Origin of the sequence: Nocardia sp. NPDC060255 (assembly GCF_042727395.1) — a bacterium.
GTDB lineage: Bacteria > Actinomycetota > Actinomycetes > Mycobacteriales > Mycobacteriaceae > Nocardia.
The window spans coordinates 29,430-52,292 of sequence record NZ_JBHXAU010000042.1 but is presented as its reverse complement, the minus strand read 5'-3'; the positions used below and the strand labels follow the sequence as shown (position 1 = coordinate 52,292).

The 22,863-nt window shown below is 67.6% G+C and carries 21 protein-coding genes; 12 read left to right on the top strand and 9 right to left on the bottom strand.

What is annotated here, in order from left to right:
• Positions 1 to 944 precede the first annotated feature (944 nt).
• The 9 genes from ACFWF1_RS42250 to ACFWF1_RS42210 all read left to right on the top strand — a co-directional run bounded on the left by ACFWF1_RS42250 (position 945) and on the right by ACFWF1_RS42210 (position 9,584).
• Complete coding sequence (locus tag ACFWF1_RS42250) at positions 945 to 1,781, top strand: nitrilase-related carbon-nitrogen hydrolase (protein ID WP_357389285.1); 837 nt, start codon at positions 945 to 947, stop codon at positions 1,779 to 1,781.
• A gap of 14 nt (positions 1,782 to 1,795) precedes the next feature.
• On the top strand, positions 1,796 to 3,217 hold the full coding sequence (hydA, locus tag ACFWF1_RS42245) for a dihydropyrimidinase (protein WP_379290377.1): 1,422 nt from the start codon (positions 1,796 to 1,798) through the stop codon (positions 3,215 to 3,217).
• Between the two features lie 39 nt (positions 3,218 to 3,256).
• Positions 3,257 to 4,291, top strand: coding sequence for a TIGR03842 family LLM class F420-dependent oxidoreductase (locus ACFWF1_RS42240; protein WP_379290379.1), 1,035 nt, complete (start codon positions 3,257 to 3,259; stop codon positions 4,289 to 4,291).
• On the top strand, positions 4,291 to 4,485 hold the full coding sequence (locus tag ACFWF1_RS42235) for a hypothetical protein (protein ID WP_379290381.1): 195 nt from the start codon (positions 4,291 to 4,293) through the stop codon (positions 4,483 to 4,485). Before ACFWF1_RS42240 ends, ACFWF1_RS42235 begins: the two co-directional genes overlap by 1 nt.
• Positions 4,482 to 5,363 carry an ABC transporter permease gene (locus ACFWF1_RS42230; RefSeq protein WP_379290383.1) on the top strand — a complete coding sequence of 294 codons (882 nt, stop codon included), beginning with the start codon at positions 4,482 to 4,484 and terminating at the stop codon, positions 5,361 to 5,363. Before ACFWF1_RS42235 ends, ACFWF1_RS42230 begins: the two co-directional genes overlap by 4 nt.
• 88 nt (positions 5,364 to 5,451) lie before the next feature.
• Positions 5,452 to 6,348, top strand: coding sequence for an ABC transporter ATP-binding protein (locus ACFWF1_RS42225; RefSeq protein ID WP_379290385.1), 897 nt, complete (start codon positions 5,452 to 5,454; stop codon positions 6,346 to 6,348).
• Positions 6,348 to 7,136 (top strand): ABC transporter permease, encoded by a 789-nt coding sequence (locus ACFWF1_RS42220; RefSeq protein WP_379290387.1) that lies wholly within the window; start codon positions 6,348 to 6,350, stop codon positions 7,134 to 7,136. The genes ACFWF1_RS42225 and ACFWF1_RS42220 overlap by 1 nt, the downstream gene beginning before the upstream one ends.
• Positions 7,133 to 8,275, top strand: coding sequence for an ABC transporter substrate-binding protein (locus tag ACFWF1_RS42215; protein ID WP_379290388.1), 1,143 nt, complete (start codon positions 7,133 to 7,135; stop codon positions 8,273 to 8,275). Before ACFWF1_RS42220 ends, ACFWF1_RS42215 begins: the two co-directional genes overlap by 4 nt.
• A 1-nt stretch (position 8,276) precedes the next feature.
• Complete coding sequence (locus ACFWF1_RS42210; protein WP_379290390.1) at positions 8,277 to 9,584, top strand: aspartate aminotransferase family protein; 1,308 nt, start codon at positions 8,277 to 8,279, stop codon at positions 9,582 to 9,584.
• 37 nt (positions 9,585 to 9,621) lie between these two features.
• Here ACFWF1_RS42210 and ACFWF1_RS42205 read toward each other — a convergent pair whose 3' ends face one another.
• Positions 9,622 to 11,100: a bifunctional phosphatase PAP2/diacylglycerol kinase family protein gene (locus tag ACFWF1_RS42205; RefSeq protein WP_379290391.1), complete on the bottom strand. Its 1,479-nt coding sequence runs from the start codon at positions 11,098 to 11,100 to the stop codon at positions 9,622 to 9,624.
• Between the two features lie 91 nt (positions 11,101 to 11,191).
• Between ACFWF1_RS42205 and ACFWF1_RS42200 the strand changes: the two genes are divergently transcribed.
• Both ACFWF1_RS42200 and ACFWF1_RS42195 read left to right on the top strand, forming a co-directional pair.
• Entirely contained in the window at positions 11,192 to 11,548 is a 357-nt protein-coding gene (locus tag ACFWF1_RS42200; protein ID WP_379290393.1) for an arsenate reductase family protein, read from the top strand.
• A gap of 61 nt (positions 11,549 to 11,609) precedes the next feature.
• Complete coding sequence (locus tag ACFWF1_RS42195) at positions 11,610 to 12,290, top strand: TIGR00266 family protein (RefSeq protein WP_379290395.1); 681 nt, start codon at positions 11,610 to 11,612, stop codon at positions 12,288 to 12,290.
• 206 nt (positions 12,291 to 12,496) lie between these two features.
• Here ACFWF1_RS42195 and ACFWF1_RS42190 read toward each other — a convergent pair whose 3' ends face one another.
• The gene (locus ACFWF1_RS42190; RefSeq protein ID WP_379290463.1) at positions 12,497 to 13,003 is read right to left on the bottom strand and encodes an NUDIX domain-containing protein; all 507 of its coding nucleotides are present in this window, start codon (positions 13,001 to 13,003) and stop codon (positions 12,497 to 12,499) included.
• 91 nt (positions 13,004 to 13,094) lie between these two features.
• On the opposite strand from ACFWF1_RS42190, the gene ACFWF1_RS42185 reads away from it, so the two are divergent.
• Complete coding sequence (locus ACFWF1_RS42185; protein ID WP_379290397.1) at positions 13,095 to 13,478, top strand: nitroreductase family deazaflavin-dependent oxidoreductase; 384 nt, start codon at positions 13,095 to 13,097, stop codon at positions 13,476 to 13,478.
• Between the two features lie 63 nt (positions 13,479 to 13,541).
• Here the strand turns inward: ACFWF1_RS42185 and yidC are convergent, their stop codons facing one another.
• The 7 genes from yidC to ACFWF1_RS42150 form a co-directional block, all read right to left on the bottom strand.
• Positions 13,542 to 14,531 carry a membrane protein insertase YidC gene (gene yidC / locus ACFWF1_RS42180; protein WP_379290399.1) on the bottom strand — a complete coding sequence of 330 codons (990 nt, stop codon included), beginning with the start codon at positions 14,529 to 14,531 and terminating at the stop codon, positions 13,542 to 13,544.
• 96 nt (positions 14,532 to 14,627) lie between these two features.
• The gene (locus tag ACFWF1_RS42175) at positions 14,628 to 14,927 is read right to left on the bottom strand and encodes a DUF6412 domain-containing protein (protein WP_357389310.1); all 300 of its coding nucleotides are present in this window, start codon (positions 14,925 to 14,927) and stop codon (positions 14,628 to 14,630) included.
• A 125-nt stretch (positions 14,928 to 15,052) separates the two neighbouring features.
• A complete protein-coding gene (locus ACFWF1_RS42170) occupies positions 15,053 to 15,844 on the bottom strand; it encodes a helix-turn-helix transcriptional regulator (protein WP_379290401.1) in 792 nt (263 codons plus the stop codon).
• A 196-nt stretch (positions 15,845 to 16,040) separates the two neighbouring features.
• Positions 16,041 to 17,423 carry a condensation domain-containing protein gene (locus ACFWF1_RS42165; RefSeq protein WP_379290403.1) on the bottom strand — a complete coding sequence of 461 codons (1,383 nt, stop codon included), beginning with the start codon at positions 17,421 to 17,423 and terminating at the stop codon, positions 16,041 to 16,043.
• The gene (locus ACFWF1_RS42160; RefSeq protein WP_379290405.1) at positions 17,420 to 18,874 is read right to left on the bottom strand and encodes a condensation domain-containing protein; all 1,455 of its coding nucleotides are present in this window, start codon (positions 18,872 to 18,874) and stop codon (positions 17,420 to 17,422) included. The genes ACFWF1_RS42165 and ACFWF1_RS42160 overlap by 4 nt, the downstream gene beginning before the upstream one ends.
• Positions 18,868 to 20,172: a condensation domain-containing protein gene (locus tag ACFWF1_RS42155; protein WP_379290407.1), complete on the bottom strand. Its 1,305-nt coding sequence runs from the start codon at positions 20,170 to 20,172 to the stop codon at positions 18,868 to 18,870. The genes ACFWF1_RS42160 and ACFWF1_RS42155 overlap by 7 nt, the downstream gene beginning before the upstream one ends.
• A gap of 565 nt (positions 20,173 to 20,737) precedes the next feature.
• The gene (locus ACFWF1_RS42150; RefSeq protein ID WP_379290409.1) at positions 20,738 to 22,786 is read right to left on the bottom strand and encodes a CocE/NonD family hydrolase; all 2,049 of its coding nucleotides are present in this window, start codon (positions 22,784 to 22,786) and stop codon (positions 20,738 to 20,740) included.
• Positions 22,787 to 22,863: the final 77 nt, after the last annotated feature.

Sequence of the window (22,863 nt, the reverse complement as noted above, 5' to 3'; positions counted from 1 at the left end):
GGATCTGCACTCGCAATAGGGCCCTATTGCGAGTGCAGATCCCGAGAGAGAGTGCGGGGATGGTGCACCAGCGCGCGGTGTGCGCTCGGCAGCGTGGTCTGCGACGACCCGCGCCAACGCCAGCCGCACCTTCTCTTGGGATCTGCACTGGCTATAGGGCCCTATTGAGGGTGCCGATCCCGAGAGAGGGTGCGGGGATTGGGTATCGGCGCGTGGTGTGCGCTCGGCTGGGGCCGTGCCCTGCGGCTCGGTAGCGTGGTCTGCGGCGAACCGCGCCAATGCGAGCCGCACTTTCTCTTGGGATCTGCACTGGCTCTGGGGCCCTATTGAGGGTGCTGATCCCGAGAGGGAGTGCGGGGATTGGGTATCGGCGCGTGGTGTGCGCTCGGCTGGGGCCGGGCCCTGCGGCTCGGGAGCGTGGTCTGCGGCGAACCGCGCCAATGCGAGCCGCACCTTCTCTTGGGATCTGCACTGGCTATAGGGCCCTATTGAGGGTGCGGATCCCGAGAGAGGGTGCGGGGGTTGGGTGCCGGCGCGTGGTGTGCGCTCGGCAGCGTGGTCTGCGGCGACGCACCCCAATGCGAGCCGCACCTTCTTTTGGGATCTGCACTGGCTATAGGGCCCTATTGAGGGTGCGGATCCTGAGAGAGGGTGCGAGGATCGGGGTTCGGCACGCAGCGTGTGCCTGCCGTGCTTGCGGAGGACTTCGTGCAAGTAGTGGACCCCACCCCGGATGGCCGCGCCGCTGCTCACCCGCGGACTCCGGCCGGCGCGCGCAGGCGTCGTACGCATGGGCGCTGTGCCTCCGATTCGCTCGCTCACACCGTCATTCTGCGTCGGGTGTGGCGCCGGAACTACGACCAGAATCAAGGTTTACGGCTACGAAACTGTTTCCGCAATCTTGTAACACAACCGAATTGGTTCGGAGTGAAGTATAACAAAGCATGGGAATCGTTCGAGCCGCGCTCGTCCAGACGAACTGGACCGGCGACAAAGAGTCCATGATCAAAGCGCACGAGGATTACGCCCGTCAGGCGGCCGCGCAGGGCGCGAAGGTGATCTGCTTCCAGGAGCTGTTCTACGGCCCGTATTTCTGCCAGTTGCAGGACGCGAAGTTCTACGAGTACGCGGAGTCGGTGCCGGGTCCGACGACGGAGCGATTCGCCGCGCTGGCAAGGGAATTGGGCATGGTGATGGTCCTGCCGGTGTACGAGCAGGAGCAGCCGGGCCTGCTCTACAACACCGCGGCGGTGATCGACGCCGACGGCAGCTATCTCGGCAAGTACCGTAAGCACCACATTCCGCACGTCAACGGCTTCTGGGAGAAGTTCTACTTCCGGCCGGGCAATCTGGGCTGGCCGGTGTTCGATACCGCGGTCGGCAAGGTCGGCGTCTATATCTGTTACGACCGGCATTTCCCGGAGGGCTGGCGGGCACTCGGCCTGGCGGGCGCGGAAATCGTGTTCAACCCGTCCGCCACCTCGCGCGGCCTGTCCGGCTACCTGTGGAAGCTGGAGCAGCCCGCCTCGGCGGTGGCCAACGAGTACTACATCGGCGCGATCAACCGGGTCGGCATCGAGGAGTACGGCGACGACGACTTCTACGGCACCAGCTACTTCGTCGACCCCGAGGGCAAGTTCGTCGGCGAGGTCGCCTCCGACACCGACCCCGAGCTGGTGATCCGCGACCTGGACCTGGATCTGATCAAGACGGTGCGCGACCGGTGGGCCTTCTATCGGGACCGCCGCCCGGACGCCTATGGTCCGCTGGTGGCTCCCTGAGGCCCGGCGATCACATGACACTGACCTTCATCCACGGCGGCACGGTGGTCTCGGCCACCGGATCGCAACTGCTCGACGTGCTGGTGGACGGCGAAACCATTGTCGCCGTACTACAGCCCGGCTCGACCGCCCTCGGCGCGGACCTTACCGCCACCGCCGAGGTGGTCATCGACGCGACCGGCAAATACGTGATTCCCGGTGGCGTGGACGGACATACGCACATGCAGATGCCGTTCGGTGGCACCGAGGCGTCCGACACCTTCGAGACGGGCACCCGCGCCGCGGCCTGGGGCGGCACCACGACGATCGTCGACTTCGTGGTCCAGACGCCGGGGGAGCGGTTACAGGACACACTCGGCGCGTGGCATCAGAAGGCCGCGGGCAAGTGCGCGATCGACTACGGCTTCCACCAGATCATCGGTGAGGTCAACGACGAATCCCTCAAGGGCATGAGCGAATTGGTGTCCGAGGGCGTTACCAGTTTCAAGCTGTTCATGGCCTACCCCGGCGTCTTCTACTCCACCGACGGCCAGATTTTGCGCGCCATGCAGTCGGCGGGCGATCTGGGCGCGCTGCTGATGATGCACGCGGAGAACGGGATCGCCATCGACGTGCTCGTCGAGCAGTCCATCGCGCGCGGCGACACCGCCCCGTACTTCCACGGCACCAGCCGCCCGTGGCAGATGGAGGAGGAGGCCACCCACCGCGCGATCATGTTGGCGCAGTTGACCGGTGCGCCGCTCTATGTGGTGCATGTCTCGGCGAAGCAGGCGCTGGAACAGATCGCCACCGCACGCGGCAACGGCCAGAACGTCTTCGGCGAAACCTGCCCGCAGTACCTGTACCTCTCGCTCGAGGAACAGTTGGGCGCACCGGGTTTCGAGGGCGCCAAGTGGGTGTGCTCGACGCCGCTGCGGTCCAGGGCCGAGGGACATCAGGACGAGCTGTGGCGCTACCTGCGCACCGGCGACGTGACGACGGTCAGCACCGACCACTGCCCGTTCTGCATGAAGGATCAGAAGGAAATGGGCATCGGCGATTTCAGCAAGATCCCGAACGGGATCGGCGGTGTCGAGCATCGGATGGACCTGATGTTCCAGGGCGTCAAGAGCGGCCGGATCTCGCTCGAACGCTGGGTCGAGGTCTGCTGCACCACGCCGGCCAGGATGTTCGGCATGTACCCGCGCAAGGGCGTGATCAGTCCCGGCGCGGACGCCGACGTCGTGATCTACGACCCCAACGGGCACACCAGCATCGGCCTGGGCAAGACCCACCACATGAACATGGACTACTCGGCCTACGAGGGCTTCGAGATCGACGGCCACGTCGACACCGTGCTCTCCTGCGGCCGGGTGGTCATCGACAACGGCGCGTACCTCGGCAGCGCCGGGCACGGCCGGTTCGTCAAACGCGAACTGTCGCAGAACCTGATCTGACAGCCGAGCTGTCGCCGACCTCGAAACGGAGAGTGCCGCATGGACATCGGTGTGGTGCTGCAATGCACACCCCCCGCCTCCCGGGTGGTCGAACTGGCCAGACAGGCCGAGACCCACGGGTTCTCGCACGTCTGGACGTTCGACTCGCATCTGCTGTGGCAGGAGCCGTACGTCATCTACAGCCAGATCCTCGCCGCCACCAGGAAGGTCGTGGTCGGCCCGATGGTGACCAATCCGGCCACCAGGGACTGGACCGTGACCGCGTCCACCTTCGCCACGCTGAACGACATGTTCGGCAACCGCACCGTGTGCGGCATCGGCCGCGGCGACTCGGCGGTGCGCACGCTCGGCGGCAAGCCGACCACCCTGGCCACCCTGCGCGAATCCATCGAGGTGATCCGGGAACTCGGCAACGGCCGCAGCGCCAGGGTCGGTGACACGATCGTGCGGTTCCCGTGGGCCGCCGACTCCAGGCTGGAGGTGTGGATGGCCGGATATGGCCCGCGCGCACTGGATCTCACCGGCGAGGTGGCCGACGGGTTCATCCTGCAGCTGGCCGACCCGGACATCACCGCGTGGACCATCGCTCGAGTACGGGCCGCCGCCGAGCGTGCGGGCCGCGACCCCGGTTCGGTGAAGATCTGTGTCGCCGCACCGGCTTACGTGACCGACGGGTCGGACGCCGCGCTGGCCCACGCCCGCGAACAGTGCCGCTGGTTCGGCGGCATGGTCGGCAACCACGTGGCCGACATTGTCGCGAAATACGGTGCGGGCAGCGATGTTCCGGCCGCGCTCACCGAGTACATCGCGGGCAGGCAGGGTTACGACTACAACCAGCACGGCCGTGCGGGCAACACGCATGCAGACTTCGTCCCCGACACCATCGTGGACCGCTTCTGCCTGCTCGGCACGCCCGACGATCAGCTGACCCGGCTGCGTGAGCTGGAAAAGCTCGGCGTCGACCAGTTCGCGGTCTATCTGCAGCACGACGCGAAGACCGCCACGTTGGAGGCGTACGGCGAGTCGGTCCTACCCCGGCTGGCCCACCCGGTCACCGCGACGGAAGGCGCCTGATGGCGACCCTGCTCGTGGGTATCGCCGCCGCACTGGCATTGGCGCTGATCGAGTTCGGCCCGCACCGCACCGATGACGAACAGCCCACGGCGCGCATGGATCGTTCGGCTGCGCACGGAATTGCCGGCAATTTCGGGCGCGGCTTGCGAGAAGGTGCGCGGCGGATGCGCTCGGTCGATCTGGAGGGCCGATGAGGTTGCGGACGGGGCGCGTCGGTTACGCGCTCGCCGTTCTGGTGCTGGTGCTCGCACTCTGGGAGTTGGTGAAACTCGTTGTCCCGGAACGTGGTGTGAGCATCGGCGACCAGCGAATCCTGCCGCGCACCGGAGATGGTGCGCTGCCGCACGTATGGTCGGTCGTCACGGTGCTGGGAGAGCGGGACAGTTCCGGCACGGTGGGCCAAACCTTGCTCAAGACAGCCGGATTCACATTCGGACTGGCCATGCTCGCGCTGCTCATCGGCACCGTCGTCGGAGTCGCGCTGGCGATCCTCATGCAGCGCTTCGCCTGGGTCGAACGCGGACTGCTGCCCTACATCATTGTCTCGCAAACGGTTCCGCTGATCGCGCTGGCCCCGCTGGTGGCCGGCTGGGGCGGCAAGATCGTGATCGCGGGCGAGCCGTGGCGGCCGTGGATGAGCATCGCGGTGATCGCGTCGTACCTAGCCTTCTTCCCGGTGGCCGTCGGGATGCTGCGCGGACTGCAGGCACCGTCGAAGGCGTCGGTCGAACTGCTGCACAGCTATTCGGCCAGCTGGTGGGAAACCTTGGTGCACTTGCGTTTTCCGTCAGCTGTCCCACACTTGCTGCCCGCCTTGCGCTTGGCGGCGGCCGCCTCCGTGATCGGTGCCGTGGTCGCGGAGATCTCCACCGGCACCGCGGGCGGCATCGGCCGCCAGATCATCGTCTTTGCCCAGCAGGCGACCGGCGACGCCTCCAGGCTCTACGCGGCTGTCCTGGCCGCCGCTCTGCTCGGTGTCGCGGTCACCGCCGTCGTCGGCCTCGCCGAACTGGCCCTGCGCCGCTACAGCCGCCCCGCGGGCGCCTCGCGGTCGCTGAACGGAACCTCATGAACCACCGCGCCGCCACGGTGCGCCCCGGACAGATACATCGTTTTGACCGTCCGCCCCGCGAGGCGGGCAGCTTTCCAGGAGGTATCCGTTGACCGCCAAAGCACGACCGGCCGTCGCCACGGCGACGTCAGCGCCGGATCCGGCGGAGCAGGTGGGTGCCGTCGAACTCGCCGAGTCGGCCGCCGAGCGTATCGCGGCGGTGGAACTCGCGGATGTGGGCAAGATCTACGCCGCGGGTGCGGTCACCGCACTGTCGGATGTTTCGCTGACCGTCGCCGCGGGCGAATTCGTCTCGCTCATCGGCCCTTCCGGCTGCGGCAAGTCGACACTGCTGCGGATCATCGCCGATCTCGAGCAGCCGAGCGGCGGCACCGTCACGGTGCACGGCAAGACCGCGCGGCGCGCGCGGATCGACCAGGATTACGGCATCGCCTTCCAGCAGTCCGGACTGCTGGACTGGCGTACCGTGCAGGCGAATGTCGAACTGCCCTTAGAGCTGCACAAGGTGCCGAAGAGTGAACGACGCGCGCGCAGTGCGGAATTGCTCGAGATGGCCGGGCTCACCGACTTCGCCAAGCGCTATCCCGCCGAACTTTCCGGCGGCATGCAGCAGCGCGTCGCGATCGTGCGGGCGCTGGCGCCGAAGCCGTCGCTGTTGCTGATGGACGAACCGTTCGGCGCGCTCGACGAGATGACCCGCGAGCGGATGCAGGGTGAGCTGCTGCGGATCGCGGGGGAGACCGAGGCCGCCGTGGTCTTTGTGACGCACTCGATTCCGGAGGCCGTGTTCCTCTCGGACCGGGTGGTCGTCATGTCGCCGCGACCGGGGCGGATCACCGAGATCGTGTCGACCGGCGGCTGGGGCCGACGCGACGCGGCCGAGGCGGGCGATGACGTGCGTTCCAGCCCAGCGTTTTTCGAGGCGGTGGCCGCGGTGCGCGAGGCGCTGCGCGGCGGTCACGGCGAGACCGGCGGGTCGGTGTGATGACGTCCTGGAAGACGGCACTGCCGTGGCGAACAGTCTTGCCGCCGTTGGCGTTCGGCATCGGCGGGCTCGCGCTGTGGCAGGTGCTGACCGTCGTCGCCGGGGTGCCGTCGTTCCTGCTGCCCGCGCCCACCGCGATCGCGAGCGAGTTCACCGATAACTTCAGCCGCATCGCCGACGCGGCGACCGCCACCGGCACCAATGCGCTGATCGGCCTGCTGGTCGGCGCGGTGCTCGGCATCGTCGCCGCGATGCTGGCCGTCCGGTTCCGTCTGGTGGAGGGGCTGCTGACGCCGCTGTCCGCCGCCGCGGCCGCCGTGCCGATCGTTGCCCTTGCGCCCCTGCTGAATTCGATGTACTCGACCACCACGGACACCCCGCGCCGGATGGTCGTCACCATCGTCGTGTTCTTCCCGATGTTCGTCAGCACGGCCCGCGGCTTGCGTCAGGTTCCGCAAGTCCACACCGACCTGATGACGTCCTACGCGGCGGGCGGCTGGCAGGTCACCCGCACCGTCCGGCTGCCCGCGGCGCTGCCGTACCTGTTCACCGGCCTGCGCATCGCCGCGCCGGGCGCGGTGATCGCGGCCATCATCGCCGAATACTTCGGCGGACTGCAGAACGGACTCGGCAGCCGCATCACCTCCGCCGCCGCCAACACCGCCTACCCCAGGGCGTGGGCCTACGTGGCGGGCGCCGTGCTCGTCGGCCTGCTGTTCCTGGCCGCCGTCCTCTTACTCGAACAACTCACCCGTAGACCCCGCACCACCCTCTGGAGATCTAGATGACGAAGTCCACCAAGCGATTCCGTACCTGTTTGGCGCTCGCCGCGCTGGTCGCGGCCGCGCTCACCGGTTGCAGCACCACCGACAGCTCCTCCGGCACCACCGCCGACGGGCTCACCAAGGTGCGCCTGCAACTGCAGTGGTTCAAACAGGGCCAGTTCGCGGGCTACCTGGCCGCGGTCGACCAGGGTTTCTACAAGGAACAGGGCTTGTCGGTCGAAATCCTGGACGGCGGAACGGATATCGTCCCGCAGACCGTGCTCGCGCAGGGCCAGGCCGACTACGCCATCGCCTGGGTGCCGAAGGCGCTGGCGTCCCGCGAGGCGGGCGCGGGCATCACCGACGTGGCGCAGATCTTTCAGCGCTCCGGCACCAAGCAGGTGTCGTTCAAGTCGGAGAACATCCCCAATGCCGCCGCGCTGCGCGGCAAGACGGTCGGAAACTGGGGCTACGGCAATGAATTCGAGCTGTTCGCCGGCATGACCAAGGCGGGCATCGACCCGGCCAAGGACGTCAAGCTGGTACAGCAGCAGTTCGACATGAACGCCTTCCTCGGCAAGGACATCGCCGCCGCGCAGGCCATGTCGTACAACGAGTACGCCCAGCTGCTGGAGACCAAGAACCCGGCCACCGGAAAGCTTTACACCGCAGATGATTTCACGACCATCGACTGGAACAGCGAGGGCGTCGCGATGTTGCAGGACGCCATCTGGGCCAATAGCGAGAAGCTGAAGGACGCCAAGTATCAGGACCAGACGGTGAAGTTCATCGCGGCCTCGCTGAAGGGCTGGATCTTCTGCCGCGACAACGTGGACAAGTGCCGCGACATCACCGTCGCCGAGGGCAGCACGCTCGGCGCGTCCCATCAGCAGTGGCAGATCAACGAGGTGAACAAGCTGATCTGGCCGTCGCCCGCGGGCATCGGCATGGTCGACAGCGCGGCCTGGGCACGGACCGTGCAGATCGCCAAGGACACCAAGAACCAAGAGGGCGCAACGGTTCTCAAGAAGGATCCCGACGCGAGCGCCTACACGAGCGACTACGTCATGAAGGCACTGGAGCTGCTGATGTCCGCCGGCATCGATACGACCGGTGCGCACTACGCGCCGCAGCAGGTCACGCTGATCGAAGGGGGTAAGTGATTTGACCGATCATGTCTTCTATCCGTGGGCCGCGCAGGCCGAGCTGAACCCGGCGACGATCGTCGGCTCGTCGGGCTCCTACTTCTGGGACGACAGCGGCAACCGCTACCTCGACTTCTCCTCCCAACTGGTGAATGTCAATATCGGACACCAGCATCCGGACATGGTCGCCGCGATCACCGCCCAGGCCCAGCAGCTCACCACCATCTCGCCGACCGTCGGCAACGCGGCGCGCAGCGAACTGGCCGAGCTGATCGTCGAGCGCGCACCCGGTGACCTGAACCGCGTCCTGTTCACCACCGGCGGCGCGGAAGCGGTGGAACACGCAGTGCGGCTGGCCCGTAGCTTCACCGGCCGCACCAAGATGCTCGCCGCGTACCGCTCCTATCACGGCGGCACCGGCGTGGCGATCGGGCTGACCGGGGAACCGCGCCGCTGGGGCGCCGAGCCGACCAACGTCGACGTGGTGCGCTTCTTCGGCCCGTACCCCTACCGATCACCGTGGGGCACAAGCACTCCCGAGGAGGAGACGGCGGCGGCGCTGACCCATCTGCGGCAGGTGATCGAACTGGAGGGCCCGCAGAACATCGCGGGACTGATCCTGGAGACGGTCGTCGGCACCAACGGTGTATTGATTCCGCCGCCGGGCTATCTCGCCGGGGTGCGCGCGCTCTGCGACGAGTTCGGCATCGTCTACATCGCCGACGAGGTGATGGTCGGCTTCGGCCGGGTCGGCGAGTGGTTCGCGGTGCAGGCCTTCGACGTCGCACCGGATCTCATCGCCTTCGCCAAGGGCGTGAACTCGGGCTACGTTCCACTGGGCGGTGTGCTCATCGCCGAACGCATCGCGCAGCGCTACGACCACACCGTCTATCCCGGCGGGCTCACCTACGCGGGGCACCCGCTGGCCTGTGCGGCAGGCGTCGCCTCGATCGGCATCTTCGAGCGGGACGGCATTCTCGATCATGTGCGTTCGGTGGGTGCCGATGTGCTCGGAAAAGGCTTACAGGACTTGGCTACTCGGCATGCGAGCGTCGGCGAGGTGCGTGGGCTCGGCTTCTTCTGGGCACTCGATCTCGTGCGTAATCCGCGGACGCGGGAGCCGCTGATCCCGTTCGCCGCCGCCGGTGCGGCGGCCGAGCCGATGGCGAAGGTGACCGCCGCCGCGAAGGCACGTGGTCTCTGGCCGTTCAACGTGGGCAACCGTTTTCAGATCGCGCCGCCGCTCACCACGACGGCGGACGAGCTGCGCATCGGCCTGGAGATCGTCGACGAGGTGCTGAAAGTCGCTGACGAGTACGTGAACTGACGCCGGTGGGCCCCGCGAGCCGCTCGCGGGGCCACCGTCAGTCCTCGGCTTGCAGCTCCCGGAACACCGCTAATGCGGCGGGTTGGCTGGCGAAATCCAATCGCCGTGCCTTGTGGTTGACCTCGCCGTCGGTGGCCAGCGATACCGGGGCGCCGTCGACCCGAACGTCCAGATGCCCGACGCGCTGATGCACGTAGGTGTCCGAAAGATCCAAGGTCCCCGTGAAGGTGGCGAAGATCAGCCGGAGACGCGAAAAGCGAAGGTCCGCACGGAGATAGCGGACATCGAGGGTGCCGTCGTGTAAGCGGGGACGTGACATCGGGATCTGGTCGGCGGGATGGTACGCGCCGTTGCCGAGGAAGATCATCCAGAGGGAGCTGGGCTTGCCGTCGATCGTGGCGTGCAGGGGCTGCGCGCGAAACAGCACGCACAGCATGGCGAATCCGGCCGCGGGCCACTTGCCCACCCGCCGTTCCCAGCGTTCCCGGAGCCGGACGAAATCGGGGTAGCCGCCGAGGCTGGCCGTGTTGACGAAGGTGCGTTCCTCGCCGTCGTCCAAGCGCACCCGGGCGGTGTCGATGAGGACGAGTTGGCCCGAATCGAGCGCGGCGAGCGTCGTCACCGGATTCTCCACGCCGATGTCGCGCGCGAAGTGATTCAGCGTCCCGCCGGCGAATACCGCCAGCGGAAGGTTGTGTCGCACAGCGGCTTCCGCCACCGTCGAGACCGTCCCGTCGCCGCCGAGTACGCCGAGCGCCGCGATGTCGTCGCGCCGCACCCTGGCATCGATCTCGGCCTCGAGGTCGATGTCGCCCTGAAGTTCGAGGATCTGTGCCGCGGACAGCCGCGCGCGCAACAGATCTGCCAGCTCGCCGCCATCGTCGGTGCCCGAGGACGGGTTGACCACGAACAGCATCCCGCGTCCCTCGGGCAGCGGTTCGGTCCGCTTCGCGGGGCCCAGGGTGGCGGGCTCGTCGTCCCGCACCGCCCACCAGCGCCGGGTCGCCAGCGCGACACCGGAACCCAGCGCCGCACCGACCACCACGTCGGAGGGCCAGTGCACGCCGATATGCACCCGCGAGTAGGCGACCGCCACCGCGAGGGGCGCGATCACCGCGGCCGTCCCCGGCGCCTCCAGCGCCACCGCCGTCGTGAACGCCGCCGCCGAGGCGGCATGGCCCGACGGGAACGAGGAGGACACCGGCGGTTTCACCAGCCGCCGCAGCAGTGGCACCGCCTCCACCGGCGGCCTGCGCCGTGGGAACAAGGGCTTGGCGACACCGTTCGCCAGACCACTCGCCAGGCTCACCGCCGCGAGACCGCGCACCGCCCCGCGCCGCTGGGCCCGCCCGCCCGCCACGAAGAGCCCGGCGGCGATCGCCATCCACAGGCGACTGTGGTTGGCGCTCATGCTGAGTGAACGCAGGGCATGGTCGGCGGGCGTCGGTCGCAAACGCGCGGTGCGCTGCACGAGGCGGCGATCCAGGGCGTTGATCCGGTTCAGTCGTTTTCGCATCGTGTCGAGCTTATCCAGCAGAACGCCCACTAAACGGTGCCGCCGCAGGGATGTCGGCCACTGTGTCGGACCTGCTCGGTACCCTGCTCGCATGACGGAGATCTGGCACAACCCGCAGTGCTCCAAGAGCCGCAATGCCACCAAATTCCTGGACGAGGCAGGCGTCGAGTACTCGGTGCGGCGCTACCTCGACGCCCCGCCCACCGCGGCCGAACTGCGGGCCGTGCTGCGGCGGCTCGGCGCCGAACCGTGGGACATCACCCGCACCGGCGAGCAGATCGCCAAGGATCTCGGCATGTCCAAGTGGGGTCGCACGGCGGCCGATCGAGACCGGTGGATCGAGGCGCTCGCCGAGCATCCGCGGCTGATCCAGCGGCCCATCGTGCTGACCGCCGACGGCGGCGCGGTGGTCGCGCGCGACGACGCCGCATTGCGGTCGCTCGAATAGGCCGTCAAAGCACCGATAGTGGTGTCCTACCGCCGCGAATCAGCCGGTAGGGTCGCAGAATATGAAGGTACAACTGCGCCACAACCCCGCCTCGACCATCGCGCGGTGCTTCCTCGCGGGCGGCGAGCCGATGCGGGTCGAGAGCGGCGCCATGGTCGCCCATTCGGCGGGAGTCACGTTGGCGGCCAAGGCCGAAGGCGGCATCCTGGCCGGGCTGAAGCGCTCGGTGCTCGCCGGTGAATCGTTCTTCGTCTCGACGTTCACCGCGCCGCAGCAGGGCGGCTGGGTGGATGTGGCGCCCGCGCTGCCCGGCGACATGCTGAATCTGCAGATCACCCAGGATCGCCCGTTCTTCATCAGCCGCGGCGGCTGGATCGCGAATTCCCATGGGGTGCAGGTGGAAAGCAAGTGGGGCGGTTTCGCGAACCTGTTCGGCGGCGAGGGTGGGTTCGGTCTGCGCGCGCACGGTGACGGCGAGATCGTGGTCGGGGTGTTCGGCGCGATCGATGTGATCGATCTGCAGCCGGGGGAGCCGATCACCATCGACACCGGGCATGTGGTGGCCTACGACCTGGCGATGAACTTCACCATCCGCCGGGCGGTGGTCGGCCGGTCCATTCAGTCGCTCAAGTCCGGTGAGGGTTTCGTCTTCGACTTCGTCGGGCCCGGCCGGGTGCTACTGCAGACGCGCAACCCTGGCGCTTTCGCCGCGTGGGCAAGTTCGGTAGCCTCCTCCGGGTAATCCGGCGCGGCGACCATCGGCGTTCACGCGGTGTTCAAGCCTCGGCCTGTCGGTCGTCAAGGCTCCGGTGCTCATCGATAAAGCCAACAATCGGAGAATCATGGAATTGCTCGAAGTTGTCGCCAACCTCTTTACCTCCATCCTGTCGCTGGGTAGCGGCAGCGCGGCCTGATCAGCGTCGCTGAGTAAGACGAGCGCGCGAGCGCTCAGTTGAGCAGATCGCCGACGAGTACCCGGGTGTCCGGCACGAACGGCCACTCCGGGTCGGCCAGGTGGGCGCGCAGTTCCGCGTCGGTCCACCACCAGCCGTCGGCGATCTCCTCCTTCTGGTGGCGGATCGGCCCGTCGTAGCGCAGTTCATAGGCGAAAACGTGGCAGCGCATGGGTTTTCCCAGCCACTCGCCGTCCCAAGCCGCCTTGGCCGCAGGTCGGAGCGCTTCGGCGCCGGGCACCGTGATGCCGAGTTCCTCGGCCAGTTCCCGGACGGCCGTCTCGTTCGGCGATTCCCCCGGATCGACCACCCCGCCGGCCAGGCAGTCGTGCATGCCCGCGAACACCATCTTGGTATCGGTGCGGCGGTGCACGTAGATCCGCTCGCCGTCCCCGGACCGAACCAGCACACCGGCGCTCGCGTGCCACATGCCGTCGCGGTACACCGCAGCCCGGTCGGCGGACCCGACCACCCGGCCCGCCGCGTCGTAGACGGCGATCATCTCGGACTTCTGCTGGACTCGTTCCGGCTGCGCTGACACCGGTCGAGAGTAACCTTAGGCGCGCCCGCCGACTCGAGAGAGGACAGCGCCGATGGTGCTTCCACGCGCACTGGCGAAGTTCAACCGGTATGCCACCAACCCCGCCGCCGGACTGTTCGCGGGCCGTGCGCCCGGCTTCGCCCTACTGCAGCACAAAGGCCGAAAGTCCGGGCGCGAGTACAGAACTCCGGTGTCGGTGTTCGTTCGCGACGGCGTCTACCGCATCGCGCTGACCTACGGCCGCAACGTAGACTGGGCCAAAAACATCAGCGCCGCAGGCACTTTCACCCTGCACACGCGCGGCAAGACCATCGAGTTGACCGATCCCGCTGTCCTGCATGATCCGTCGGTGCACTGGGCGCCGGTAGCGGTGCGTCCGTGGCTGAAGGCGTTGTCGGCCGAGTACTACGTCGAAGCGCGGCCCGCAGCCGAGTAGCGCTCGGCCTGCGCCCGGGGCGGAATCCGCGAGACAGATTCCGCCCCAACGCAACTCAGTCCGCTATCGGCGGCGGGCGGGTTTCGCGCCCACCTTCGGCGCCGACTCTGCGCGGACCGGCTTGGGAGCCGACTGCGGGCGGATGGGTTTGGCGCCCACCTTCGGGGCCGACGGGGTGCGGACGGGCTTGGCACCGGGCTTGGGAGCCAGCTGGGCGCGGGCTGTCGCGATCTGCTCGGCCTCGGCGGCGGCCTCCGCATCGAGGCGGCGGTACACGAAGTGTTGTTGGGCCAACGTCCACGCGTTGTTGGTGACGAAGTAGAGCAGGATCGCCACCGGGACGAATGCGCCGCCGATCAGTGCGAACGCGGGGAAGGCCCACAGGGTGAGTGGGCGCATCAGGGCGAGCTGGGCGGGGGTTTCCTGGCGGGCCAGCGACGCGCGGGCGGTGAAATGTGTTGCGACAGCGGCGATCAGCATCAGCGGGATAGCGACGACGGCGACCGTTGCCAGCAGGTCGCCCGAGCCGGCCAGGATGGTCGACAGCGGGGCGCCGAAGATCTTGGCGTGCAGGAACGATTGGACGTCGGTGGCGCTGAAGACGTAATTGGGTGTGGCGGCGTTTTGCTCCGGGCTCATGGGGGTCGCGACGGCTTGGAAGGGGAGGTGGCCGAGTCCGGCGGTGCGATCGAATGAGCGCAGCACGTGGTACAGGCCGATGAAGGCCAAAACCTGACCGATCATCGGAATCAGTGTCGCGAAGCTATTGATGCCGTTGTCTTTATACAGTTTCTGTAGTTCGGTCGCCTGGCGTTGCCGGTCGTTTTTGTATTTTTGTTTCAGCTTGGAAACATCGGGTTGCAATTTTTTGACAATTGCTTGATTACGCGCCTGTTTCAGGAATGGCACAAAAAGGGCGGCGCGGAGGGTGAGCACCAGAAAAATCACCGAAAGAACCCAGGCGAGACCGCTCGCGGGTCCGAGTGCGGCGGCGAAGACGTAGTGCCAGAGCCAGAGAATGGCGGACACGGGGTAGTAGACGAAGTCGAGCATGGACAGCACCTGACTGTGGGCGTGCGTACGCGCACGAGAACGGAAGGGTTTCGACGACAACGCCGACGGCACCCCGCAGCAGGTGCGGAGTGGACGTCAGGCGGTCGGGAACCCTGGTGCTCGTGGGCGCGGACGCCCCGGGGTGTCCGGATTGCTCTGGCGCAGGAAAGAGCCACGTCGGCGGCGTTGCGCGGACGGTGGCGGGCCGGAGCCGACGAGTGCGAGCGGCAGTGCGGCGGCCGGGTGCAGCGTGGCCAGCGCGACGAACAGCGACGCCGCGACCATGCCGACGACGGCCACCGAACCGGGCTCACCGGCCGGGATCGCGAAGAGGACGAGCGCGGGCAGCACGAATGCGACAACCGCATACGCCATCAGCTGAGCCCGCGAGATCATGTTTCGAGCATACTGCCCGGCCCGCCGACCGGCCCCCGTCATGCCGGACGAACGCCGGATCGAGTCGCGAGATGAGGTCACGGCTCGACTCCGGCGTTCGCCGGCATGACGGGGAAACCGTCAGCTCAGAGGCTGATGTCCCAGTCGACGTCGCGGCTCATCATCGACGGCGGCAGCCCGAAGGTCCGCCGACAGGTCCGGGTCAGGTGCGAGCTGTCCGCGAACCCGGCCGAGGCCGACGCGGTCGTCACATCGTCACCGGCCATCACGCCGTTCATCGCGATGTGCAGCCGCAGCCACAGGATGTACCGGCGCAACGGAATACCGACCTGTTCGGTGAACAGATGGGTCAGCCGCGTCGCCGAAATCCCCAGCTGCCGCGCCACATCCGAGCCGCGCACCGACCCGCCCTTGACCATGTCGGGCAGCAACTGCAAGGCCGCGGTCACCACACCGTGCCGATCGTCCGGGCCCGCTTGCGCGTTGTCCCGCAGCAGATCCGCGAGGACGTCCGCGACGTGCTCGGCGAGTTTGCCGTGCGCGGGATCGACGCTGAGCGTATGCACCCATCCGTGCAGGTGCGCCCGCCGATCGGCGGCCGCACCGGCGATGGTTTCCGGATCCAGGTAGATCGCGATGCCGTGGCTGGCACCGCCGCAGACCCGGTGTGGCGCGTCGGTGGGCACCACGATGTGGGTGCCCTGCCGCCGCACCCCACTGCCGTCCACGATGGAGATAGGTGAGCACGCGGCCATCACCTGCACAGCGTGATGGGCATGTAGTTCGGTGGGTAGGATCTCGCCTTCGAAGGCCAGAATGCCCGGCCGGAGCAGGGCGGTGCCCTGCCACGTTGCCGCGGCGGTGTCGTCGGCGCACGATGACGTCGAAAAGTCGTTGCTGACCAGAGCCTTCATCATCGGACGCTCCCGGCTTTCACGAGAAAATTCTCGCTGGATCCTGTGCTGAGACTATCGGGTTCGGCTACCCGGTAGTCGTGGTTTGTCAATCGTTGCGGCCCGAACAAGTCCGCTTGTCCGCGGTGCGACATCCTCGTCTTCGAGGGCGTCGCGCCGGCGGGTCGAGACGGTTGCGCGCTGGGCGAGTAGTGGCACCTCATACCCGCACCGAGATCGCTGCGGACAGGGTCCCGGCGACCTTGTCGAGGAACTCACCGATCAGTGGTGCCGCGGTGGGTGTCGCGGGGAAACGGGTGCGCAATGCGAGCCCGTCGTCGGTGCGGGTGAACCACAGCTGCACGTCGTCCAACGGCGCGCTGCGGCTGAGCTGGGCCGGATTTCGGGGGACCGTCCGGGTGGTGTCGCTGCGCGAACCGCCCGGTAGTCGCCGGTAGTCGGTGTAGGAGACGCTGAACAGATCCCGCCTGGTCAGGCGCAGATCGTTGCCCATCGCGGCCAGCACCCGGTTCGCGGGAACCTGGGCCAGCCGCTGTCCAGACCGGACCGCGTCGTCGGCGGCCTGTGCGGTGGCGCAGAAGTCGTGCGCCACCGGCACATGCGCGGGCGCGTTCGACACCAGCCAGCCGAAGGTGTTGTGGTGCCGAGGCTCTCGCCGCGTGTGCACCGGAAACACCAGGTCGGTCCCGCTGCGCCCGCCGAGTTCGGCCGCTGCCATCGCGACCGCGGCCAGCAGTGCGGCGAACATCGAATACCCGTCGGCCCGCGACTTGCGATGCAGCGCATCGGTGGCCATCGAGCCGAGCAGCAGACGCACATCGCTGCCGAACGGAGCCACCGCCCCGGAAGGCAACCCGAGATCGAGCGGGAAGTGCGGCAGGTCGTTGCCCGCGGCGTGCAGGAAGTCGCGCCACGAGCGGATCAGCGGACCGGTGACCGCCGCCGGAATGGCGGCTTCCCTGGCCGAGTAGGACAGGAAACTGCCCGGCTCGGGCAGCCGGTCGGCGGCCGCGACGGCACCGTCGTTGCCGTCCTCGCAGGCGGCCCGGTACAGCTCGTCCAGTTCGGCCACCGCGATGGTGATCGACCAGGCGTCGCAGACCGCATGATCGAATCCGCACACCACGGTGGAGGTTTCGGGCCTGCTGATCGCGCCGAGGAAATACGGCGCGAAGGTGAACGGCGAGCACGCCTGGTCGAGCCGGCCGCCGAGGACGGTGCGCAGGTCCTCGGTGGTCGCGGTCTCGACGGCAGGCTGGGCGACGAGCCGAATGTCACTGTCCATCACCACGTGCACCGTCGGCGGCTTGCCGTCGGCCGGCGGTTCGAAACTGCAGTGCAGCGCGTCGTGGCGCGGCAACCACACCGAGAACGCCGTCTGCAGCGCGGATTCGTCGATCGGGCCCGCCACGTCGAAGGTGGCGGCGAGCCAGGTGGTCGGTCCGCCGGAGGACAGGTGGATGGCCTGGTTGGCGGAGGGCGGTGTCGCGTCCGGTGTCGGACCGGGCTCGGCGAGCGCGGTCCATTCGAGCAGGGTGCCCGGTGGTGCATTCAGTTGGTCGAGAAAAAGCAACTGCATCATGACCTCGCGAGAGCTGGTGCGGTGACCGCGAAATCGCCGGTGGCGGCGATGGCGCGCAAGGTGGTGCGGATCTGCCCGAGATAGTCGGCGGCCGACTTGTGCGCGACCGGTGTGTCCGGGTACATCATCGTGACGTGCAGCCGCTCCACCTCACGGTTGAACCAGATCGGCGAGGTCTGCCCGATCTTGCTGCGCGAGCCGAGACCGTTGATCCCGGAAACGCCGGGCATCGCGGCCTCCAGTGCCGGACCGGACACCGCGCGCATGTCCAGGTAGGACACCCACGGCCAGTCCGTCGTGACCGGCAGCGGCGCTCCGGTGAGCACGGCCGCCCGATCGAGCGCGGCATGGATCGGGACGTTCGCCAGCGGCTTGGTCCAGTCCAGTGCGACACCGGCTCGGCCGATCAGCTCGGTGAACCGATGCGCGCCGTCGAGATCGAACGCGATCGGCATCAGGTTGATGAACCACCCCTGCGCGAGCTGATACTGCGGTTCGCTTCGGGTGCCGACCACGTTCATGCCCAGATAGCTTGTCCGGCCCGCGAATTCGAGCTCGGCGAGGGCGACCGCGGCGTACAGCCCCGCGGAGAACGAACCGCCCGCGTTCTTGCATGCCGCGGCGAACGCGTCGATTTCGGCCGCATCGAGCATGTCGACCTTGGTGCCGAAGCTGTCGGCCACCTCGCCGGGCGCGAGGCCGAGCTCGATCGGCAGCGGGCGGACCTGATGCCCCTTCTCGGCAAGCAGGCCGGCCAGCTGCTCCAGCTCAGGCGGCTGTGCGGCGACGGCGGCGCGCTCGGTCCGCGCGAACTCGACGAAGCTGCCGACCGGCGGCAGCACCGGCTCCTGACCGGTGCTGAACGCCGTGTAGAGCGCGTGGAATTCGTAGGTGGACGTGAGCACCGACATGCCGTCGGTGAACGCGTGGTCGGCGCTGTAGACCACGGTGAAACCGTCCGCACCATGGTCGATCGCGCAGCAGACGATCGCGGGCCAGCGCGTCGGATTCGCGTTGGCCTTGAACTTCGCGACCAGGGTGTCGCGGAGCTCGCCGCTGTCGGTGAAGGTGGCCAGGGTGCGGGTTTCCAGGTCGACCGCCGCCGGGTCGAGCAGGTACCTGGTCAGCGCGAACCCGCCGTCGGACTCGTCGATCCGGAACCACGAGCGCAAGGTCTCGTGGCGCTGCAGGAACGCGATGTAGGTCCGGCGTAGTGCCTCCGCGTCGAGCGGACGCGCGACCGAGAAGCAGAACGAGAGCTCGGAGGCGAGCGGGTCGTTGGTCTGCCTGCGCGCCGACCAGCGGCGGATGTGCGATTCCTGCAGATAGGTCGCGGGAATGTCGGAGGGTGCGGTGGTCGCGGTGGCCGCCTGGCTCGCCGCGGTGGTGGTGAACTCGAGTAGCACGCCGGGTTTCGGCTGCCAGTGCTCGGTGAGGGTCATCTCTACCATGACAGCGGCGCTCCTTCGATCGGACGGATTCGGGCGTCTCCATAGCGGGTGAACTCGGCGAGCAGATCGCGCATCCGCAGCACGTGCCGGTGGATGTCGCGGGTCGCCTTGGTGGTGCCCGGGTAGCGCATGTTGAGCGTCACGCCGTGCTGTGTGCGGACGAACCAGAAGAAGAACTCGTCGGCCGACACGTTGCGGCTGCGCAGCCAGCGGGTGTTGGTATCGACCCAGGTCGGGGCGGACTGTGCGCCGCGCACGTCCATGTACGACACCATGAACGAGATGCGCGGCCGGGTGCCGAGCAACTCGCAGACCCGGCCGAACGGCACGGTCGCCGCGCCGCGGGTGCGCCGCAGCTCCTCGCCCGCGGGCCGGATGAGCTCGGCGAGATTACGTGCCGGACCGCAATCCAACTGGAACGGCGCCAGCCCGACGAACCAGCCGAGCGTGTCCGCCCACTGCGGTTCGGTGCGCGTGTGCAGCGGGATCACCGTGCGGAAATCCCGGCCTGCGCCGAGCTCGGTGGTGGTCACCGCGAACGCGGCCAGCAGTGCCGCGAACAGCCCCTGACCCTGTTCCCTGGCGACCACCGCCGCCGCGTCGGCCGCGTCGGCGTCGAGCACCTCGACCGACAGGTTGCGCTGCGGCGCCCGGCGCGGCGAGGCCTCGGCGGGACCGGTGAACTCGATCGGCGCCGCGGCCACCTTGCTGAGCGTGCCGCAGGGCAGGGTGTTCTCGGTGTTCTCCGGGAAGAAGGTCTCCCAGGTCTGCACCGCGGGGTTCGCGGCGGTGGCCGCGGTCGCACGGACCCGCTCGTCATGGCAGAAGTCGACGTAGCTGCCGGTATCGCACAGCTCAGCGGACTTGCCCGCGCGGACCGCGTTGTAGAGCGCGTGCAGTTCGCCGCCGGTGGAGACGGTCGAGTAGCCGTCCATGATCGAGTGATCGGCGGCGAACACGACGGTGAAGCTGTCGCGGTTCGCGATGGTCACGGCGACGTAGGAGGGCCACCGCAGCGGCGAGGTGCCGTCGTCGAGTAGCCCGTGTACCAGGCGATATGTCGCCATTGTCGAGGTCGGCGCGCCCGCGTCGACCGGTTGCACCCGGATCTCACCGGGCGGCAAGGTGTACCTGGCCGGCTGGCCGCCCTCGATGGCGACATGCGAGCGCAGACCCTCGTGCCGGTCGATCCAGGCATCGAAGGCGGTACGCCAGGCCTGCGGGTCGAGCGGTCCGTCGATCCGGTAAGCATGACCGAGCCAGTAGTGGCGCCGATCCCGTATTCGACTGTGTTCCACCGCATCTCGAAGATGATGCTCGTGATTATAGGAAACGGCACGAGTATCTCGCGGCCAGTCGGCCCAGTGCGAAGTGGCTGTCGGGAGCCACTCGATCACACGGCCGCTAGGCAACGGATAATCGGCCAGTTCGATGAATTCCATGACACACCTTCAGCTGCCCATCGGCGATCCCCGTGCGCGGTACGGGAATTGCCGATCCGAATAGTGACAAGAATTTCGGCCTGCATCCGAGAACTTTGTCCGAACGGTTCCGGGACGTCATCGTCGGACCGGAACGAGACAAACTGTAGAAGAAATTGTTGATGAATGTGTGGGTGAGCCTGATCACCGGTATTTGCCGGAGAAACACGGACAACGGCGTTGCGGGCGGCGCAATGGCCGAGCGCAACGCCGCTGCCAGCGCGGATGTGAAACAATCAATGTTCAGGTAGCTGATAGATTGCTGGACAATGTGTCTCAATGCACCTGGAATTCATCCCAGGTTTGCATGATCTTTACAGCTCCCGGGCATGAAGCCGGGCTAAACGTGACGTCGGCCGCAGGCCGGATCGGGCGATCCGGCTCAGCCGCCGAAGGATGACGCCGGTGCCAGCGGCACCACCAGGCTGGACGGCCGCGCCGCGTCCCGGTGCAGCTGTTGGGATGAACCGAGCAAACGCGGCAAATCGGTCGGAATGGGCATAGTGGACGGGAAGGTGCCGCTGGTAATCCGAAGGCGCAGCGCGTGTCCCGGCTCCAGCCGGTAGAAGGTCGGGCGAATCTTGACCTCCACCTTGGTCACCTCGCCGGGCGTCAGCAACTGTTCGACATCCTTGCGAATCACGTGTTCCGGCGCGTAAATGGTGCCATCGGTTGCGCGCCAAGTCTTTTCGTCGTCCAGCGTACGCTGGCTGGCCAGCTGTGAGCCGCCGGTGATGTTCACCGCCGAGCCATCGGGCGCGACATCGTCGAGCCAGACCTGGAAGGCGGCATCGTCGCTGGTCGAGGACGCGTACAGGGTGACGCTGCTCGGTCCGGCCAGCACGGTCGGCTCGGTGACCGGGTCCATCGTGTAGCGGTGGCCCGCGGTCGGTTCCTGCACCCACTCGGTACACGGGTTGTAGGCGTTGAACAGGCGGAACAGGAAATCGAACAGCCCGGCGCTGTACTGGCCGAGGCTCTGCCGGTTGCAAATGGTGTCGATGCCGGTGTAGTCCAAGCGATCCGACGCGTCCGCGACCGTGGGCGGCTGTGGGACCAGGTGATCACCGTCGAAGTACCGCTGCTGGATCGCGGCCTGCTCGAACGGGTATCGGGCGGTGGCGACCGCCATGTTGTTCGGATCGATGACGTGCAACGGGGTGCCGGTCTTGTCGATGCCGTTCGGAATGTCCTTGAGCCAGCGGTCGAACCAGGCCAGCGTGATCATGTCGGTGTCGAGCCGCGAGCCGGGCCCGAAGCCGAGACCGACGTGGTACCACGGGCCCATCAGCAGCTGGAACCGGCCGTCGGTGGCCTGGCCCGGCGCCATCGGCGCGAACTGGTCCCTGCCCTTGGCGAGGTTCTGCAGCTGGGAGTAGTTGCGCCACGGGCCTTCCTGATACAGATCCCACAGGCCGCCGACCTGGTACATGGCGATGTCGTTCGCGACGACCTTGTTCAGGTCGGTCTCGAATCGGCGGTCCTGCCAGAACTGGCCGTCGTAGGCCAGCGGCCCGCCGCCGTACGCCTCGATCAGCAGCTTGATCGTGCTGTCCGAGGAGACGGCCGCCTGGAGATGGTCGACCAGTGTTTTGATGAACATCTGCGGCGAGACCACCGCCGTGATGAACGGACCCAGCAGGCTCAGGTATGGCACCAGCACCGAGATGGCGGTGAGCAGGATCGGGCTCATCATGCCGTCGTGGCCGAGCACCTCGTTGAAGATGTTGTTCGGCATGGCCATCGGCACGATCGCCTTCAACGGCGAGCCGGGCGACACGGATTCGGCGGTCCGCAACGCCGACAGCGCGGGGAACGAGTACCCGTACATGCCGACCTTGCCGTTGGAGCCGGGCAGCTTCGCGGCCCAGTCGACCAGTTGGGCACCGTCCAGGCCGTCCTGCTGCGAGGCCGGGTTCCACGCGCCGGTCGACCCACCGGTGCCGCGCACGTCGGCGATCACCTCGATGTAGCCGCGCCGCACCAGCATGTCCTGAGCGCTGGTGGCCTGGTTGATGATTCGGCGCGCGTCCTTCAGCTGGTCCGGCAGCGGGATGTGCAGCGTATCGATCACGCTGGTCACCGCTGCGGCCAGCGCGCTGGAGACCGCGCCGTAGGTGGTGAAGTTGACGACGACCGGGAAATCGCCCGCGGCGCGCTTCCCGGTGGCGGGGTCGGTCGGGTAGCGCACCTCGGTCTGCAGCTGGGTGCCGTCGGAGAGCGGAACGATGTGTCCCAGTTCGTAGGCGATGCCGTAGCGCTCGGGCGTCGGCTGATAGTCGGCGGGCAGGCCGAAGTTGGCCGGCGCGTTCGGGACCGGGCCCGCGGTGGGCACCGCGTTAGCTGCGGGTGCGAGCTGCAGGATCAGACCGACGGCGGTGATGGCGGCGGCGACCGGCACGGCACGGCGCGCCCGGAATGCAATTCTCAACTACCTGAACCTTTGCTGGCTATGGTCGAGGCCGGGCGGGCGGCTATCCGTCCGCGGGCCGATACCGCGGTTCGAGT